This is a genomic window from Sinorhizobium sp. P24N7 (genome assembly GCF_042436655.1).
Taxonomy (GTDB): Bacteria; Pseudomonadota; Alphaproteobacteria; order Rhizobiales; family Rhizobiaceae; genus Sinorhizobium; species Sinorhizobium meliloti_A.
Map to the genome: position 1 here is coordinate 11,479 of NZ_JBHMIW010000012.1, position 18,224 is coordinate 29,702.

Annotated in this window: 16 protein-coding genes; 7 read left to right on the forward strand and 9 right to left on the reverse strand. The window is 62.6% G+C overall.

Annotated features, from left to right (window positions below; translation table 11 throughout):
- Positions 1–14: 14 nt before the first annotated feature.
- The 6 genes from ACFHWW_RS20935 to ACFHWW_RS20960 form a co-directional block, all read right to left on the reverse strand.
- Positions 15–1,097: an ABC transporter ATP-binding protein gene (locus ACFHWW_RS20935; RefSeq protein ID WP_100670585.1), complete on the reverse strand. Its 1,083-nt coding sequence runs from the start codon at positions 1,095–1,097 to the stop codon at positions 15–17.
- Positions 1,094–2,035 (reverse strand): PfkB family carbohydrate kinase, encoded by a 942-nt coding sequence (locus ACFHWW_RS20940; RefSeq protein WP_198516649.1) that lies wholly within the window; start codon positions 2,033–2,035, stop codon positions 1,094–1,096. The genes ACFHWW_RS20935 and ACFHWW_RS20940 overlap by 4 nt, the downstream gene beginning before the upstream one ends.
- A complete protein-coding gene (locus tag ACFHWW_RS20945) occupies positions 2,032–3,057 on the reverse strand; it encodes an SIS domain-containing protein (RefSeq protein ID WP_338283866.1) in 1,026 nt (341 codons plus the stop codon). The genes ACFHWW_RS20940 and ACFHWW_RS20945 overlap by 4 nt, the downstream gene beginning before the upstream one ends.
- Positions 3,054–3,899, reverse strand: coding sequence for a carbohydrate ABC transporter permease (locus ACFHWW_RS20950; RefSeq protein ID WP_338283867.1), 846 nt, complete (start codon positions 3,897–3,899; stop codon positions 3,054–3,056). The genes ACFHWW_RS20945 and ACFHWW_RS20950 overlap by 4 nt, the downstream gene beginning before the upstream one ends.
- On the reverse strand, positions 3,899–4,780 hold the full coding sequence (locus ACFHWW_RS20955; protein WP_379940573.1) for a carbohydrate ABC transporter permease: 882 nt from the start codon (positions 4,778–4,780) through the stop codon (positions 3,899–3,901). The genes ACFHWW_RS20950 and ACFHWW_RS20955 overlap by 1 nt, the downstream gene beginning before the upstream one ends.
- A 244-nt stretch (positions 4,781–5,024) precedes the next feature.
- Entirely contained in the window at positions 5,025–6,263 is a 1,239-nt protein-coding gene (locus ACFHWW_RS20960; RefSeq protein WP_018097137.1) for an extracellular solute-binding protein, read from the reverse strand.
- Between the two features lie 224 nt (positions 6,264–6,487).
- On the opposite strand from ACFHWW_RS20960, the gene ACFHWW_RS20965 reads away from it, so the two are divergent.
- The 7 genes from ACFHWW_RS20965 (at position 6,488) to ACFHWW_RS20995 (ending at position 14,271) form a co-directional block, all read left to right on the forward strand.
- Positions 6,488–7,717 (forward strand): ROK family transcriptional regulator, encoded by a 1,230-nt coding sequence (locus tag ACFHWW_RS20965; protein WP_324763833.1) that lies wholly within the window; start codon positions 6,488–6,490, stop codon positions 7,715–7,717.
- A gap of 207 nt (positions 7,718–7,924) precedes the next feature.
- The gene (cysD, locus tag ACFHWW_RS20970) at positions 7,925–8,824 is read left to right on the forward strand and encodes a sulfate adenylyltransferase subunit CysD (RefSeq protein WP_100670571.1); all 900 of its coding nucleotides are present in this window, start codon (positions 7,925–7,927) and stop codon (positions 8,822–8,824) included.
- On the forward strand, positions 8,824–10,725 hold the full coding sequence (gene nodQ / locus ACFHWW_RS20975) for a bifunctional sulfate adenylyltransferase/adenylyl-sulfate kinase NodQ (protein WP_018097134.1): 1,902 nt from the start codon (positions 8,824–8,826) through the stop codon (positions 10,723–10,725). Before cysD ends, nodQ begins: the two co-directional genes overlap by 1 nt.
- Complete coding sequence (cysQ, locus tag ACFHWW_RS20980; protein ID WP_324763832.1) at positions 10,722–11,561, forward strand: 3'(2'),5'-bisphosphate nucleotidase CysQ; 840 nt, start codon at positions 10,722–10,724, stop codon at positions 11,559–11,561. The genes nodQ and cysQ overlap by 4 nt, the downstream gene beginning before the upstream one ends.
- 45 nt (positions 11,562–11,606) lie before the next feature.
- A complete protein-coding gene (locus ACFHWW_RS20985) occupies positions 11,607–12,347 on the forward strand; it encodes a PHP domain-containing protein (RefSeq protein ID WP_324763831.1) in 741 nt (246 codons plus the stop codon).
- Entirely contained in the window at positions 12,344–13,339 is a 996-nt protein-coding gene (locus tag ACFHWW_RS20990) for an ATP-grasp domain-containing protein (RefSeq protein ID WP_379940576.1), read from the forward strand. The genes ACFHWW_RS20985 and ACFHWW_RS20990 overlap by 4 nt, the downstream gene beginning before the upstream one ends.
- Before the next feature lie 5 nt (positions 13,340–13,344).
- Positions 13,345–14,271: an NAD(P)-dependent oxidoreductase gene (locus tag ACFHWW_RS20995; RefSeq protein ID WP_324763829.1), complete on the forward strand. Its 927-nt coding sequence runs from the start codon at positions 13,345–13,347 to the stop codon at positions 14,269–14,271.
- An 88-nt stretch (positions 14,272–14,359) separates the two neighbouring features.
- On the opposite strand, the gene ACFHWW_RS21000 is transcribed toward ACFHWW_RS20995, so the two are convergent.
- From ACFHWW_RS21000 to ACFHWW_RS21010, 3 genes are all read right to left on the reverse strand, one after another.
- Complete coding sequence (locus tag ACFHWW_RS21000; RefSeq protein WP_324763828.1) at positions 14,360–15,523, reverse strand: calcium-binding protein; 1,164 nt, start codon at positions 15,521–15,523, stop codon at positions 14,360–14,362.
- A 259-nt stretch (positions 15,524–15,782) separates the two neighbouring features.
- The gene (locus ACFHWW_RS21005) at positions 15,783–16,865 is read right to left on the reverse strand and encodes a glycosyltransferase family 4 protein (protein WP_379940579.1); all 1,083 of its coding nucleotides are present in this window, start codon (positions 16,863–16,865) and stop codon (positions 15,783–15,785) included.
- A gap of 64 nt (positions 16,866–16,929) precedes the next feature.
- Positions 16,930–18,156, reverse strand: a complete 1,227-nt coding sequence (locus ACFHWW_RS21010) for a glycosyltransferase family 4 protein (protein ID WP_324763826.1) — start codon at positions 18,154–18,156, stop codon at positions 16,930–16,932.
- Positions 18,157–18,224: the final 68 nt, after the last annotated feature.

Genomic DNA, 18,224 nt, shown 5'->3' on the forward strand with positions numbered 1-18,224 from the left:
GGTCGCTCTCCTCTCTATTCCATTCTGAGCGAGCGGCCGCTTTCCGGATCGAACAGATGCAGGGCCGTCTCGTCGAAGGTGAAGGCATGAGCCGATCCCATTCCGACTGCCGTGCGCGGCGGCAGGCAGGCGGTGATGCGCTGTCTGCCGACTGTGGCCGTGGTCACGAGTTCCGGCCCTGTGAGTTCCACAACCTCGACATGCGCGGTCAATCGCCGAGCCTCTGACCCGGCTGCGAGCCGCAATGCCTCCGGTCGAATGCCGACCTTCACGCGCCGTCCGGCCGAGGCGGCCCCGTTAAAGGCTGCCGGCAGGGGAAGCACCTCCTCGCAACCGTCGAGCTTCAGGCCTCTTGCGGTCACCTCGGCGTCTAGAATGTTCATCGGCGGCGAGCCGACGAAGCCGGCGACATAGAGTGTCGCGGGGCGGTCGTAGACCTCTTCCGGCGTGGCGAGCTGCTCGATGCGACCGTCGCGCATCACGGCGATGCGGGTTGCGAGCGTCATCGCCTCGATCTGGTCGTGGGTCACATAGACGACCGTCGTCTTCAGCATCTGGTGCAGGCGTTTGAGTTCGGTGCGCATCTCCATCCGGAGCTTGGCGTCGAGGTTCGACAGCGGCTCGTCGAAGAGGAAGACCTCGGGGTTGCGCACCAGGGCCCGGCCGATCGCGACGCGCTGGCGCTGGCCGCCGGAAAGCTGGCCGGGCTTCCGGTCGAGCAGGTTCTCGATCTGCAGCAGCCTTGCGGTGTCGCGCACCGCCTTGTCGCGCTCGGCCGGCGGCACGCGGCGCATTTCGAGGCCGAAGCCGATGTTTCGGGCGACGCTCAGGTTCGGATAGAGAGCATAGGACTGAAACACCATCGCAATGTCGCGATCCTTAGGATGGACTCCGAGGACCGAACGCTCGCCGATCAGGATGTCGCCGCCGCTCGGTTCGGCAAGCCCGGCAATGATGTTGAGCAGCGTGGACTTGCCGCAGCCGGAGGAACCGAGCAGCACGAGGAACTCGCCGCTTTCGAGCGCGATGTCGATGCCCTTCAGCGTTTCCACTTCGCCGTAGCGCTTGTGGATGTTGCGGATTTCGAGAGCGCTCATCGCCTGGATTCCTCGAGAAAGGCAGAAAGGGGCTTGCCGTAGCGGCGCGGAAGGGTGGAGATCGCTTCCGAGGCGATCGCAACCCCGGTCTTGAGGCAGGCTTCGAGCGGCATGTCGGCGGCGAGTGCCGCCAGGAAGCCCGCATTGAAGACGTCGCCGGCGCCGATCGTATCGACGACCTGAACCTGCGGCGCCGGCACGGAAAAAATTCCGCCGTCCCGATCGATGGCGAGCGCTCCATTGGGGCCGCGCTTGACGACGACGATGGCGTCCGCAGGCATTTCGCCCTTCAGGCTCAGCGCGGCTTCGGCCGGGTCGGACAGACCCGTAAGCGTGGTCGTCTCCACCTCGTTGAAGAGGGCGCAATGACAGCGTTTCAGCCAGCCGAGCGCCTTGAGCCGGTTGGTCTCCGTCCAGCCCTCGAGCGGCCACCCGGTGTCGAGACCCACTGCGATGTCGTGGGCGTCCGCCCAGTCGAAAAGCGCGTCGTAGGCAAGGGTGAGCGCGTCCGTCAGGAAGGAACCGGAAAGCAGCGCATAGCCGCCTCGAAGTCGGTTGCCGTCTAGCATCGAGTGCACTTGCGGGAAGCTGAACAGCGGCAGATGGCCGCGCGTCGTGAAGAAGGTGCGTTCGCCATCGGGGTGGGTGATGCCCACCGAAAGCGTCGTGCCGACCGCTTCCACCGGCCAGTCGTGCGAGCGCTTCCCGAACGCCTCCTTCAGCCAGGTGCCGAACTGATCGTTGCCGACATTGGCCGCAATCACATAATCCACGCCGAGCGAATCCCAGGCAAGAGCGTTGTTGCCGGCGCAGCCGCCGACGCGCAGTTCGTCATGATCGACGATGACCTCGGTGCCGGGCTTCGGCCAGGGTTCGGCCGGGCCGAGTATCAGATCGACGTTGACGTTGCCGATGGCTGCAAGCGGACGCATCGTCATTCGCTCCGGGTGACCTTGGTGGATCGCACCGGCGTCCCGGCGTTTTCGACGCGGGCGTCGGCAAAGGCGATCATCAGGGATTGTGCGACCGGAAGCATGGCGAGGATCGCGGCCATGCCGGCCGCCGGCTTGAAGGGGATTGTCGTGGCACCCGCGGCCGGAGGCTCGCCCGATGCGTCGAAGACGATAACCGGCGAGCCGGCTTCGGCTGCCGAGGTTGCCATGGCTCCGACGAGCTTGGCGGTCGGATCGGCGGCGCGGAAGAGGACGACGCCGACAGGAGGCCCCAGCATTTCCATCGGCCCGTGGCGCAACTGCCCGCCTTCGAGCGAAAAACAGGGCAGACGTGAGAGTTCCGTAAGCCCAAGGGCGATCGCTTCGGCGAGCCCCTGCAGTTTGCGGCCGGAGGTGACGATCGCGCCGACATCGGCGAGCGTTGCGAGCGCGCCGTCGATTGCCGGCGCCTCGGGATCCTTGAGGGCGTGAAGTGCGTCGGCCGGATCGGCGCCGAGGGCGGCGAGAACCGCCAGGTGCAGCGCAAAGGTCACCGTCAGGCTGCGCGTTGCCGCAAAGGCCCGCTCCGTCCCGCCTGATCCGACGAGCGAAGGCACGGCCTTGGCTAGGAATGCGTCTTCTTCGAGCGTCAGCCCGAATGTCTCGCTTGCGCCGCCGCCCGTTTCGCGGAACCAGCGCAGCACTTCCGCGCTTTCGCCCGATTGCGAAGTGACGAGAACGGTCTTGCCTTCGATCGATAGCGGTTCGCCGAGTTGTTCGGAAAGCGGGACGGCGACCGCCTCGATGCCAAGGGCGCGATAGAGCGGTTCGACGGCGCGGCCGACGGCATGCGAGCCGCCCATGCCGAGAAGCAGAAGCCGGCCCGTCGCTTTCAGCGATGCGGCGATCCGCTGCGCTGTGGCCGTCGCTCCCTCGTAGGAAGCGATCGCGTCGGCATGCTGGCGCGCCATCTCCCGGTCGATTGCAATGAGCCCTGCCGGGCGGTCCTTCGATATGCTCATGGTCATCCCTTGACGCCGCCGCTGGTGAGCCCGGAAATCAGGGCTCTTTGCATGATAAGGCCGATCAACACCGGGGGCAGGGCGGCAAGGACCCCGGCGGTTGCAATCAGCCCGTAATCCGAAACACGGCCGCCGGCGAGGTCGGCGATGGCGACCGTGAGGGTCTTGGCGCGCTGGTCGGAGGTGAAGAGCAGCGCGTAGAAGAATTCGTCCCAGGCGAGCAGGAAGGCAAAGAGCGCCGAGGTCGCCATGACAGGGGCGGCAAGCGGCAGCGTCAGGAGCCTCAGGATCTGGTCCAGCCGCGCGCCGTCGATCATCGCCGCGCTCTCGATCTCCCGCGGTATGGAATCGAAGCCCGATTTCAGGAGCCAGGTCGTGAAAGGGGCGAGAATGGTGAGGTAGACGAGCGCTAGGCCGAAGACGGAATTGAGCAGGCCGAAATAGGCAAGACCCATATAGAGTGGCACGGCAAGGGCGACAGGCGGCAGCATATAGGTGGCGATTACGGCATAGAGCGACCAGGCGACGGCCGGCGTGCGCGACACGGCCCAGGCGGCCGGAATGGCAACGACCACAGCGGCGAGCGTCGCCATTCCGGCGACCTTGAGGCTGTTCAGGAGCGAGGCGATGAAGGCCGCACCGGCACTGTTCTCGACAGCCGACAAAAGCGTGCGGTACCGCGAGAGGTCGATGTCGCTCGGCCACCAGGCCAGCGGTTTGGCACTGAGGTCCGCGGCAGGCGAAATGCTCATGATCAACAGCCAGGCGACCGGCGCGAGGATGACGACGGCCAGAAGCAGGGCACTCGCATGGATGAAGACGGAAAAGAGGGGGCTTTGGCGTTCCATCACGAAGCTCCGGCGGCCTTTCGAAGGAGCGCCGTATAGGCGGCGGCAAGAATTGTCACGAGCAGGGTGACGATGAGTGCAAGCGACGCGCCGGAGCCAGCGCGTTGGAAGGAAAACGCTTCCTGATAGACGAGGATCGAGAGCGTGCGCGTGCTGTTTGCCGGTCCGCCGCGCGTCATCACCCAGATGATGTCGAAGACCTTGAAGGCCTCGATGGTTCGCAGCACCAGCGCCACCAGCAGCGGGCCGGCGAGATAGGGCATGATGACGAAGCGGAAACGGTTGAACGGACCGGCCCCATCGACGAGAGATGCAGCGGTGATGTCGCGCGGCACGGCCTGGAGCGCGGCGAGTGCGATCAGCGCCACCAGCGGAAAGTTCTTCCAGCAATCCGCGACGATCAGCGCGGCGAGCGCCGTTCCCGGCTCGCCGAGCCAGGAGCGATAGCTGTCGAGGAGGCCGAGCTGCGTCAGCGCGGCATTGAGCGCGCCATACTCCGGATTGTAAATGAGCCGCCAGAGGGTCGCGTTGACCACCGTCGGCAGTGCCCACGGCAGGATCATCAATGCACGAAGCGCCGTTCGCCCGCGGAATTGCTGGTTGAGAAGGAGCGCGGCAAGGACGCCGAGCACCATTTCTGCGGCAACCGAAATGACTGCGAACCAGGTCGTGGTGACGAGTGCCCGCTGAAAGTTCGATCCGGTCAGCATTTTGATGTAGTTCGCCGGTCCTATGAAACCGCCCTCGGTGCCGACGAGCTTCGCATCTGTGAAGGAGAGCCGAACGGTGTCGACGAGCGGCCAGCCGATGACGGCGGTCATCACCACGAGGAGCGGCAACATCAGAAGCCAAGCGCGGGTCGAAATCCAGGTGCCGGTCATGAATTGAAACCTCTTCTTCGGTAGCTACCGGCAATACGCAATCAGGACCCTCATTCCTGTGCCTGTCACAGGAAACCAGCCAGCCCAGGTTCCTGGGCTGAAAGCTCCTTCAGCGCCGCAGACGCGGCGCCGAAGGATCGCTGTGACAAGCACAGGAATGACGAGGAAACGCCGTCGCCGCACCGACCGCGCGCTGGGGCGCCGGCCCGGACGGCGAACGCGTCCGCGACCGATCGAGCCGTCATCAGAGACCGCTGTTCTCGGCGGCACTCTTCAGGGCATCTTCCGCAGAAGACTGGCCGAGCAGTGCTTCCTGGATCGCCTGCTGCAGGGCGGTCGAAAGCTCCTGATATTTTGGCGTCGTCGGGCGCGGATACATGGCGGCAAGTCCGCGCTTGGCGGCAGCGATCAGTTCCTCCTGGCCCTTCGTCACTTCGGGGTCCTCATAGGAAGAGGCCCAGATCGGAAGGCTCAGCTTGGCATAGTCGTTCTGCGTCTCCTGCGAGGTCATATGGACGATGTATTTCCAGGCTTCTTCGGGGTGCTTGCTGGTCGCGGTGATGCCGAGCCCCATGGAGCCGTTGACCGCCGAAACCTCGCTCTTGCCGGCAGCGCCCGGGGCCGGAACGACGCCCACCTTGCCGGCCACCTTGCTCTCTTTGGGATCGTTGGCGAGATTGTACATGTAGGTCCAGTTGAGCGCGAAGGCGGCTTCGCCGTTCTGGAAGACCTTCCGTACATCCTCCTCGAGGAATTCCTTCGAGTTCGGGTTGGTGAGCCCCGACGTGTAGCTCGTTACCATGTAGTTCAGCGCATCGAGCCCGCCGCCGGTGGTGAAGGCCGGCTTGCCGCCGTCGAGGAATTTGCCGCCATAGGCGCTGACCAGCGTCGTGTAGTCGCAGATCGCCGCTTCCGCCTGAGACCAGCTCCAGGCGATCGGGCTTTCGAGCAACCCCTTGTCCTTGATCGCCTTGGCTTGCTCGGCAAGTTCCTCCCAGGTCTTCGGCGGTTCCTTGATACCGGCTTTGTCAAGGATTTCCTTGTTGTAGAAGAGATACTTCGTGTCGAGGATCCACGGCATTCCGTAGCGTTTGCCGTCATATTCCACGGTCGTCCATGCTCCCGGCAGGACGCCTTTGTTCATCTCGTCCGTGACGCGGTCCGTAACGTCGAGGAGGACGTTGTTGGTCGCGTATTCGGCAGGCCAGATCACGTCGAAGAGGACGACGTCATAGCCGCCGCCGGAACCCTGGGCGAGCACCGTCTTGTCGTGCAGTCCCTCATAGGGAACGAATTCGAGATTGACCTTGATGTCCGGGTTGGCCTTGGCGAAAGCCTCCGTCATGGCGCGGACATCGGCCTCGCTATAAGCGGCCTGTGCCATGAACAGCGCGTTCAGCGTCGTCTCGGCCTGGGCATGGCCGGTGAAGCCAGCCCCGATGAGGGTCGCGCCGATCAAAGCGTTGCGGGTGGATTTCAACATTGTCGCCTCCAGTAGCTGACCGTTGCAGTCTTCGCTGCGCGCCTGCCGCGCGCCGAACAGGAATTCCGCCGCTTCTCCGCGGCCGCCATCGACAAATCAAACCGGAGCGTTCGCGGGCATTTCGGGCCGCTTTCGTTCCCCCGAGGTTCTTCGACCTCTTAATAAGTCAATTGTCTTGACTTATTTCTTGTTCAATAGTCCAGATGTGTCAAGAGGATTTGTTCATGAACGAGATCCGCCCGATCCGGGCGAAGAGCGGCACCAATCAGGAAGGCGCGAGCGCACACAACCGCCGCGTCATGATTGACGCTCTGCGGCTGAACGGGCACTTGTCGCGGGCCGACCTGGCGCGTGCGACCGCACTCACCAAGCAGGCCGTTTCCAACATCATCGAGGAGCTCGAGAACGACGGGCTCGTGGCGTCGCTTGCCGCGGTGCGCAAGGGGCGGGGGCAGCCATCGACGCCCTATCGGCTGGTGCCGGAGGGCGCTTTTGCCATCGGTCTTCAGATCGACCGCCACGTGACGCGCACGGTCGCCGTGGACCTGGTCGGCACAGTCCTCGCCCGCAACGAGGTAATCCTGCCAGCCGGCGGTCCTGAGACGGGTGTCGGGGCCATACTGACGTTGATCGACGAAACACGGCAGGAACTTTCGGCCATCGCACCGCAATCCAGGGACCGTCTCGTTGGTCTGGGTGTTGCTATGCCCGGCCCGTTCGGCGTCGACGCCGAGGCCGACGATCCCTGGATGATGGCTGCCTGGCAAAGCTTTCCCTTGCTTGAAAGGCTCTCGGCGGGGACCGGTCTCGACGTGCGCCTCCAGAACGACGCGGCGGCGGCCGCGACCGCGGAAAAGATGGTCGGCGCTGCCCATGGAGTGGACCACGCCCTCTGCGTCTATCTCGGTTACGGGCTTGGAGCGGGGCTGATCCTCAATGGCGAACTCTATCGCGGCTCGCATGGCAATGCCGGCGAGATCGGCATGATTCTGAGCAGGCCGCGTGGCGGCGCCGACGACGGGAGGGCACCGCTGGAGCATCGCATATCGATCGCCTCGCTGTGCAAGATTCTCGAGATCGATCCCGCCGATGGCGATCTCTACGGTCGCATCGACGCCATTGCTTGTTCGAAGGATCGTCGCGTAGCTGCCTGGATCGCAGACGCGGCGTTCGAATTGCGGGCGACGATCCAGTTGCTCGAAACGGTTTTCGATCCGCAGACGATCATTCTGTGCGGCGGCATGCCGTCCGGGCTCGCCCGCCTTCTCATGGACGCTCTCCACCCGCTGCTGCCATCGATCGCCGAGCGGAGGCAACGCAGCGCGCCGCGGCTGCAACTGGGTTTCACGGACCCGTGGGCGGTTGCGATCGGTGCCGCGGCCGAGCCGATCAGTCGGACCTTCGATCCGCGGTTCTCGGCGATCCTGAAGACGCGGGCCGTGGGGTTGCCCTGAGCGCTGCCGGGGCGCCGAATCGCTCGCGGAAATAAGGATTGTTATTCTTACTTGAAATATTGCCGATATAGCGCTTAAATGCGCACCAGTCGGCGGGATCACATTTAACTGCTGCACGATTATTTGATTGCGTCTGCAACATTTCGCAGGCGGCTACTTTTTTATTTGCATGCCATTTTTATTATTTAAAATCAGAGGGATTGCGATATGTCTCTTCCCCATCTTCGGCGGCTCGAAGCCGAAGCGATCCATGTCATTCGAGAAGTTGTTGCAACATTCTCAAACCCGGTCGCGCTTTACTCGATCGGCAAGGACTCCTCGGTATTGCTGCACCTGGCGATGAAGGCGTTCTACCCCGCCAAGCCGCCATTTCCATTCCTGCATGTAGATACCAAATGGAAGTTCCGGGAAATGATCGAGTTTCGCGACCGGATGGCGCGAGAGCTCGGCTTCGATCTCCTCGTTCACGTCAATCAGGACGGGATAGATCAGGGCATAGGCCCTTTTACCCACGGCTCCAACGTGCACACCCATGTCATGAAGACGATGGGGCTCCGGCAGGCGCTCGAGAAATACGGTTTCGACGCGGCGCTCGCGGGCGCGCGGCGCGACGAAGAGAAGTCGCGGGCCAAGGAACGCATCTTCTCGATCCGCAGCGCACAGCACGGCTGGGATCCCCAGCGCCAGCGGCCCGAGATGTGGAAGACCTACAATACGCGGGTCGGGCAAGGCGAGACGATGCGGGTTTTCCCGCTCTCCAACTGGACCGAATTCGATATCTGGCAGTACATCCTGCGCGAAGAAATTCCGATCGTGCCGCTTTATTTCGCGGCCAGGCGCCCGGTTGTCAAACGAGACGGCATGCTGATCATGGTCGACGACGACCGCATGCCCATCCAGCCCGAAGAGGAGGTTACCCGACAGCTGGTGCGTTTCCGCACGCTTGGCTGCTATCCGCTGACCGGGGCGGTCGAGTCCGACGCCGTCACTGTTCCCGAGATATTGCGGGAAATGCTGACGGTGCGCACGTCCGAACGGCAGAGCCGACTGATCGACACGGATGAAGTCGGGGCGATGGAGAAAAAGAAGCGGGAGGGCTACTTCTGATGTCGTATGTTCAATCCATACCGCCGCATGACATTGAAGCGCATCTGGCCGAGCACGACAACAAGTCGATCCTCAGATTCATCACTTGCGGTTCGGTCGACGACGGCAAATCGACCCTGATCGGGCGGCTGCTTTACGATGCGAAGCTGGTCTTCGAGGACCAGCTCGCGAACCTCGGGCGCGTCGGCTCTCCCGGCGCCGCCAACGGCAAGGAAATCGATCTCGCCTTGCTTCTCGACGGGCTTGAGGCCGAGCGCGAGCAGGGCATCACCATCGACGTGGCCTATCGCTATTTTGCCACGTCCAAACGCAAGTTCATCGTCGCCGATACGCCCGGCCACGAGGAATATACGCGCAACATGGTGACCGGAGCTTCGACGGCGGATCTCGCCATCATCCTCATCGACAGCCGGCAGGGCATTCTCCAGCAGACCCGGCGCCATTCCTATATCGCTTCGCTGCTCGGCATCCGCCATGTCGTGCTGGCCGTCAACAAGATCGATCTCGTCGATTTTCAACAGCAGGTGTACGAGGAAATCGTCGCGGACTACATGGCTTTCGCCAAAGAGCTCGGTTTTGCCAGCATACGGCCGATCCCGATCTCGGCGCGCGACGGCGACAACGTCATCTCGGCTTCGGCCAATACGCCCTGGTACAGAGGGGCGGCGCTGCTCGAATATCTGGAAACGGTAGAACTCGAGCCAACGGACCAGGCAAAGCCTTTCCGCTTCCCGGTTCAAATGGTCATGCGGCCGAACGCGGATTTTCGCGGCTATGCCGGGCAGATCTCCTGCGGGAGGATTTCCGTGGGCGATCCGGTCGTCGTCGCGAAGACGGGGCAGCGCACATCGGTCAAGGCGATCGTGACCTATGACGGGGAGCTTGCGACGGCAGGGGAAGGCGAAGCGGTGACGCTGGTTCTCTCTGACGAGGTGGATGCGTCCCGCGGCAATATGCTCGTCGCCCCCGGTGCCCGGCCCTTCGTGGCGGACCAGTTCCAGGCGCATGTGATCTGGTTCGATGCGAACCCGATGATGCCGGGACGAAGCTACATCCTGCGCACGGAGACCGACAGCGTCAGCGCGACGGTCACCACGCTCAAGCACCAGGTCAACATCAACAGCTTCATCCGTGAGGCGGCGAAGTCGCTGCAGATGAATGAAGTCGGTGTCTGCAACATCTCGACACAGGCTCCGATCGCCTTCGACGCTTACAAGGACAACCGGGCGACGGGCAATTTCATCATCGTCGACCGGGTGACGAATGCCACGGTCGGTGCGGGGTTGATCGATTTTCCCCTCCGGCGTGCAGACAACGTCCACTGGCATGCGCTCGAGGTGAACAAGAGCGCGCGCAGCGCCATGAAAAATCAGCTCCCTGCCGTTCTCTGGTTCACCGGGCTTTCCGGCTCCGGAAAATCGACCATCGCGAACGAGCTCGACAGGATCCTCCACGCCCAGGGCAAGCACACCTACCTGCTCGACGGCGACAATGTACGTCACGGCCTCAACCGAGACCTCGGCTTTACCGAGGAGGACCGGGTAGAGAACATCCGCCGCGTGGCGGAGGTGGCCAAGCTCATGGCCGATGCCGGTCTGATCGTTCTCGTCTCCTTCATCTCGCCGTTCCGCGACGAACGGCGCATGGCGCGGGAATTGATGGAGGAGGGCGAGTTCATCGAGATCTTCGTCGACACGCCGCTCGACGAGTGTGCGCGCCGCGATCCGAAGGGGCTCTACGAGAAGGCCCTCGCCGGCCAGATCGCGAACTTCACTGGCGTATCCTCGCCCTATGAGGCCCCGGAAAATCCGGAACTCCATATACGCACCGTCGGCCACGAACCGACCGACCTGGCGCTCGCGATCGAGGAATTCCTTGACCGCAGGATGGAGGAGAAATGACGCCCCTTTGCGAAATGCTGGAGCGCATGGCGCTCGATGCGGGTGCGGCAATTCTCGACGTCTACGACGCCGGTCCCCAAGTCTGCTACAAGGACGATCAATCGCCCGTCACCGAGGCCGACGAGCGGGCCGAAGCGATCATTCTCGAGAGACTTGCGGCGGCGTTTCCGCACATCCCCGTGGTTGCCGAGGAGTCTGTTTCCTCGGGCCGCGTCCCGGATATTAGCGGCGGCACGTTCTTTCTCGTCGATCCGCTCGACGGCACGAAGGAATTCATCAATCGCCGCAACGACTTCACCGTCAATATTGCCCTCATCGAGGGCAATGTGCCGGTTGCCGGCATCGTCTATGCACCCGCGCAGCGCTGTGCCTATGTCGCCGATGGCGGCAGGGCGGAAAAGCTTCTGCTCGATCCCGCATGGGCACTCGAGCACCGGCAGCCGATCCGCGTGCGGATGCGGGGTGCGGAACTGACGGCGGTCGCCAGCCGCTCGCACAACAGTTCCGAGACCGAGGCCTTCCTCACCGGCCATGGCGTGATGAATTACGCTTCCGTGGGATCGTCGCTGAAATTCTGCCTGCTGGCGGAAGGCAAGGCGGACGTCTATCCGCGGTTCGGCCGCACGATGGAGTGGGATACGGCCGCCGGCGACGCGGTGCTGAAAGCTGCCGGCGGATCGGTCGTTCGCTTGGACGGCTCGCGCCTCCTGTACGGCAAGACGGTGCAGGAGGAGGACAGCGCCTTCGCAAACCCGCACTTCATCGCCTGGGCGGATATGTCCTTGCTACACCTGTCCGGTGCCGAGGGTCTTTCGCCGGCTTACGCGCTGTTGTGAACAGCGAGATGTCCGCCGTAGCGTTGTCAAAGGGACGAGTGACGCATGAATGGACAGGACAAGATCTGTGCTGGCAGCCCTGCGTTCTGCCGGTATCGGGATCTCAGCCGAGAGCAACTGAACGTGGAGTTCCAGGTCCATACGAGTTGGACCGACGGGCAGGCGACGGCGCTTGAAATCCTTCAAGCGGCCAATGAACGCGGTCTCGCCGCGCTGGCGTTCACCGAGCATGTGCGCGAGGACACGTCGTGGTTTCCGGAATTCAGGGACGAGATTCTCTCCGTTGCACGGGGTTTCGGCCATATGAGCGTCTATGTCGGCTGCGAGACGAAGGCCATGGCTGAAGACGGCAGGCTGGATGTATCGCAGGACGTGCTGGATCAATGCGATATCGTTCTCGGCGTCGTTCACCGGCTCCCGGACGGCCGCGGCGGCTATCTGGATTTCAAGCAGCTTTCCTATGAAGAGACGGCCGAGATCGAGTTCCGCCTGTCGATGGGAATGGTCAGGAACGCGCCCATCGACATCCTGGCCCATCCGGGCGGCATGAGCCTGAGGCGGCACGGGCGTTTTCCGGAAACCTATTTCAGGGACTTGATGAGAGCGACCCTCGAACGGCGGATCGCGATCGAGATCAACTCCTCCTACCTCGTCGACATGCCGGCGTTTCTGGCTCTGTGCGAGGACGTCAATCCATTCGTTTCGATCGGTTCCGATGCACACCGGTTGGACGAACTGGGCCATTGCAGAGATCAGTTAATCGAATTGGGAGCAGGGCGGTCATGAAGGTCTTTATCACAGGGGCAGGCGCCCTGCTCGGGCAAGGCATCATTCGCGCCCTGCGGCGCTCGACGTTGAACGCGAGGGTAATCGTGGGAGACCCAAGTCCGCTCTCGGCCGGGCTTTACTGGGGGGATGCCGCCTATCTCGTGCCGATGGCCAGGGACCCTTCCTATCTGGACCGGCTTGGCGAACTCCTGGGTGCCGAACGGCCCGACATCCTCATTCCGGGAACCGATGTGGAACTTCCGATCCTCGCGGCGAACAGGGAGGCGATCGAGAGAACCTACGGAACCAAAGTGATCATCAGTTCGCCGCGGGTGGTGTCGATTGCCAACGACAAATGGCTGACCTCCGAGTTCTTTCGCGAACGGGGCCTGGGATATGTTCCCTCCTGTCTGCCGGGCGACGAAGACACGCTGATCGAGGAATGCGGATTTCCGCTCGTCGTCAAGCCGAGAGTTGGCGCCCGTTCGATCGGCTTTAGTGTCGTGCGCAATCGGGAGCAACTGGCGCGCGCAATCGAGGAGCAGCCAGGCATCGTGATCCAGAAACATGTCGGCTCCGAAACGAGCGAGTACACCGCCGGGACGCTGACTTTCGACGGGAAATGCCGTGCGACGATCGTCATGCGCAGGGACCTTCGGGACGGCAACACCTACAGGGCATTTGCCGAGCCTTTCCCGGCGCTGAACAAGGCCATGGCAGAAGCTGCCGATGCCCTCGGCGCCTATGGCCCGGCGAATTTCCAGTTTCGTTTGGACGACGGTGTTCCCCGCATCTTCGAGATCAATGCGCGGTTCTCCGGAACGACGGCGGTCAGGATTCATGCGGGCTTCAACGAGGTGGAAATGTGCATCCGCCATCTCCTCTTCGACGAGCCGATCGAGCAGCCGCAGATCACGCCGGTGACGATATTGCGGCACTGGTCTGAAACCGTAGTGAGACCCGGCGATCTGCTCACTGCTTCTTCTGCGAAGCTCGACGAAACGGTGTAGGGGAAATGCGGCTGGCAGTTACCGGCGCGACCGGGTTCATCGGTGCCAGGTTGATCGATCGAGCCCTATCCAGGGGCTACGAGGTCACCGCACTTGCGCGCGATCCGGAGCGGGTGGCAGCCGGAATGGGCTCGGGCCTCCGGATCGAGAGATGGTCGGTTGGCGATCCCCTCCCGCCGCTCGGTCGAACCGATGCGGTCCTTCATCTTGCCGCCTACATTCCCGCCGATCTCAGCGATGCGCGTCAGGCCGCCAGATGTTTCGAGATCAACACGACCGGAACCATCCAGGTCGGCATGCAAGCGGCATCGCAAGGCGTGAAGCGATTTGTTCTGTTCGGATCGGCGCAGGTCTATGCTCCTGGCGCGGGCCTCGCTTCGGAAGCGAGCCCGGCCTTTCCCGTGCACCGCGCGAGCTATTATCTGGCGAGCAAGCTCGCCGCCGAAATCTGCCTGCTCGCCCTCGGCAAATCCAATGCCATGCCGGTGACGGTGCTCCGCCTCGCATCGGTTTACGGTCCCGGCATGCATGACACCGGCATGGTGCCTGTCTTCGTGCGGACGCTCGGAAACGGGCGCTCCCTGGTCATTCAGGACGGGGGCCAGTACAGCGTCGACCTCGTTTATGTCGACGACGTCGTGACGTTGGCGCTCGAGGCTGCGGAGAGAGCCGAAGGCGGCGTCTTCAATGCGGGGAGCGGGCGTGCTTCTACTTCACTGGAGGCCGCCCAGATCGTCGCCGATGCCGTCGGAGCAGAACGGCAGCTCATTGCCGTCGAGGGCGGCAGCACCGATGCGGCGCCGCGCGGCTTCAGGGCCCTCAATGTTTCCAAGGCCGCAAACGAACTGAACTATGCGCCGCTCTCCTTCCGTGAGGGGATCGAAGCATGGAAATCGATGACCGGCCTGACGGATTTCAGGACGGGAGCGTGAACGCTTAGAGGCTTCGAACAGGCAATTGGTTGAAGCGCTGCGCCGCGTGTCCATACGCGCGGCGCAGCTCCGACCCTTCCTTCACCGATCAGGCGAAAAGGAAATCGCTGCTCGAAAAGTTCGCGGCGCTAAGGGTGCCGTTGGGATCGTCCAGCAGAATGGAGAAGGCTTTGCCGGAGGAGTCGTAGCCTTTTACCAGCACGTCGCCTCCGGTGCCATCATAGGCGTAGACGGTGCCTGCAGCGCCTGAGCTGGAGTATTGCTTGATCCCGAGCTTCTCTATCACGAGGAAATCGACACCATCCTGGAAATCCATGACGGTATCCTGGCCGCTGAGCGCTGGGGCGCCTTTGAAGACGAAACGATCGGCGTCGGCTCCGCCCCATAGAATATCGGTTCCCGCCTCGCCAACGAGGACGTCCTGGCCGGCGTCGCCGCGCAGGGTATCGTTGCCGTCGCCGCCGAAAATGCGGTCGTAGTTGTTGCCGCCGCTCAAGGAATCGTTGCCGGTTTCGCCGTACAGCATGTCGTCGCCGTCATCCCCGAAGACCCGATCGTCGCCGGCGCCGACGAAGATCTTGTCATTGCCGCTGCCCCCGTGGGCCTCGTCGATGCCGCCCTCGGAGTCCAGCACGTCATGACCGTCGCCGCCGTCGAGATAGTTGTTCCCGTCTCCGCCATCGACGATGTCATTGCCGATGCCGCCATAGACCCAATCGTTGCCGGATTGGCCCTTGAGAGCGTCGTTGCCCTCTTCGCCATATATCCTGTCGTGGCCGGCGCCGCCGGCAACGGCCTGCTGCGTGACCTGTCCGGTCGCGGGATTTACCCGATTGTTGAAGCCGTCGTCTCCCGAACCAGCATAGATGATGTCATCGCCATCGCCTGCGTCGATATAATCTTCTCCTGCGCCGCCGAAAATCTTGTCGTGGCCCCGGCCGCCCAGGATTTGGTCATGGCCGTCGCCGCCATCGAGGATGTCGCTGCCATCGCCGCCATCTAAGATGTCGTTCCCCAATCCGCCCTTTAGCGTGTCGTGGCCAAGGCCGCCGTCGATCCGGTCGTTACCCACGCCGCCTTCGGCATAGTCGTCGCCGGGTCCGCCGACGATGAAGTCGTTGCCATCGCCGCCAAAAAGCTTGTCATTGCCCTCGACGCCATCGAGATAATCGTCGCCCGCGTAGCCCCAAAGCTCATCGTCGCTCAGAGCGCCGCGGATCGTGTCGGAAAGATTGGTTCCCTTCAGAATCATTTTAATTTCCTCTAGCTTTGGGCCGGAGGGCGGGTAAATTGAGAATAGGTCGCAAAGTGATACTTATCCTATAGTCTCTTGCCGCCATCAGGAATTATTTACGCTTCCAATAAAAATATATTAATACTATTTTTCCTAGAAATCATCAATTACTTTCAACTGCACAGAAAGATTTGATGAAATTCTCTTGTATGAACCTCACTGGAAAAACGATGTTGGGCCATAATTAAACGGGATAGTCATATGTATTTTCTTGTATTCAAGCCGCCAGAAAATCTGAATATTTTGCGGTCACCGCAGCAATCGCATACTCACTTTCGATGCGTTCGCGCGCCGCGCGCGCATAACGCGCATACTCCGCCTCCGGCAGGTCGAGAAAGGCACGCATCGCACCGGCAAGCGCTTGCGGGTCGCGCGCCGGTACTGCGATACCGGCCTTTCCGGCGATCGCGGCCGCGTCACCGACATCCGTCGTGACGATGGGCTTGCCGAAGCTCATCGCCTCCGCGATGACGTTCGGGAAGCCTTCGGTCCGCGAGGAGAGGACCAAAAGATCGATGCTTTGATAGAATGCAGGCATGTCGCCGATCTCCCCCCGGAGATCGACGGCGTGGGCCGGAAGACCGGCTTGTGCCATCAGCTCGACGACGGCCGGGTTGTCGCGGACCAGGCCATTGCCGGCCGCGGAGAAGACTGCCTGCGGGTGGGTCTTCACCACCTGAGCGGCCGCCTTGAAGAAGGTTCCGTGATCTTTCTGCGGGTGGAAGCGACCCACTATACCGATCCGCCGGGCCGTTCGCGGTTCGGGAGCCCCGACTTGCGGAAGGTCGAAGCCGTTGGGAATGACGATCGCGTTCCGATTTGCGTATCCGTAGGCGCGATGCAGTTCGAGCGCGCGGGCGCTGTTGTAGATGATGCCGCTCGGCCGGTGCGACAACAGTTTCGCGGCCGCAATCGCGACGCGGGAACTGCGCGTAAGGGAAGCGGGATCGTCCAGCGACTGGCGCACGTTCCAGAAGACCGGCGCTCCATGCCGAGCCATGCCTGCCGCCAGGGTGCCGGCGACCATCGCGTGGTACATCCAGCAGAGGATCACGTCGGGCTGCTCCTTCCGGATCAGCCGGGCAAGCCGCAGGATCGCGCCCGGAAGCGCCGCGAGCGAAGCGGCGCCTAGCGAGACATAAGCGACCCTCGGATTGTCGGCGAGGCGACGGTTGCGCTCGGAAACGCCGATGAGAGAAACCACGACGATGCGCTCGTCCGTCGCTCCGTGCAGCAGCCGTGCCAGCATCGTTTCGGCTCCGGCACTCGCGGTGAAATTGGTGATGACATGCATTATCATCGCGGTGCCCCATGTCTGTCGCGGCGACGTTCTACATGGCTGATCTGCAGCACCATGAAATCCCTCAGTCGGCCAGGTGCATGCCGGCAAACAGCATCCTGTTGATCATGTGGACGTCAAACTTGGATTCCGCGAGCTCTCGCGACCGCTTTCCCATTTTCTCCGCCAGGTCCGGGTCCCGCGCAAAAGCGGCCATGGCGTCGGCGAGCGCTGCGACGTCGCGCGCCTTTACGACCATCCCGTTGGTTCCCGGCTGCACGGTGTCTCGGCAGCCCGGCAGATCCGTCGTGATTACCGGGCGTCCCGTCGCCAGGGCCTCGAGAATGCTCCGCGGAATTCCTTCACGGTAATAGGAAGGCAGGACGAAAACGTTGGACGCCGCGAGATAGGGCCGCACGTCCACTGTCGTGCCGAGGTAGTCGAGTATTCCCTCGCGTACCCAGCCATCGATTTCCTCGCGCGAAATCGCCGTCGGGTTGCTGTCGAAATGGCCGAGCAGCTGAAATCTGGCATGCGGGAAAGAACGGCGCACGATCCGTGCGGCTTCGACATATTCGACGACGCCCTTGTCGCGCAGCAGCCGGGCGACCATCAGGAAAGTTGGCCCGCCCCGAGGCGGCTTCGAGAATTCGAAATGGTCGAGATCGACGCCCGATCCGGAGATCATCGTCGGCGAGAGGCCGCCCTGCAACATTCGGTAGCGGCGAATGTCGTCGTCGTCCGCGTCGTTGTAAACGAAGACGACGCGGGCACCCCGCAGCGCCGAACGGTATAGCCGGACACACAGGTGTCGTATTGCCCGCGCCTTGAGCGAAGCACCGGCGGCTTCCGAGAATATATGGCCGAGCCCCGTGACGAGGAAGCAGCGCTCCTTTATCCCGAGCGTCCTGGCCGCGATCCCGGCGTAGATGATCGGCTTCATGGTATAGGGAAGGACGATGTCGGGCTGCAGGCGGGCGAAGTGGCGCCGCAGCGTCCAGAAGGTCCGCAGGTCCTCCAGCGGGTTGAGCCCGGTGCGCGCCATGGGGATCTGGATGAAGCGCACGCCGATGCGCGCAAGCTCCTGCTCGACCCGGGGGTCGTGTTCGGGTGCGAAGGCTATGACATCGTGCCCGGCGGCGACCAATCGCTTCAGCAGCTCGAGCCGAAAGATTACGAGAGAGGCTGTCAGGCTGGCGACGACGGCAACAACGCGCTTCTGCCGCAACGGGCGCGCCACTCCGTCGTGTTTTGCCGAACGGTCCGTAAAGTTCTCGGCTTCGGTTCGAGAAACCTTTTCAACAAGATCCACTGCTCGTCTCCCGGGATCGGCTCCACCGTCGAGCGGTGGTATTCAACGTTCAACTTCCAACTGCGTCG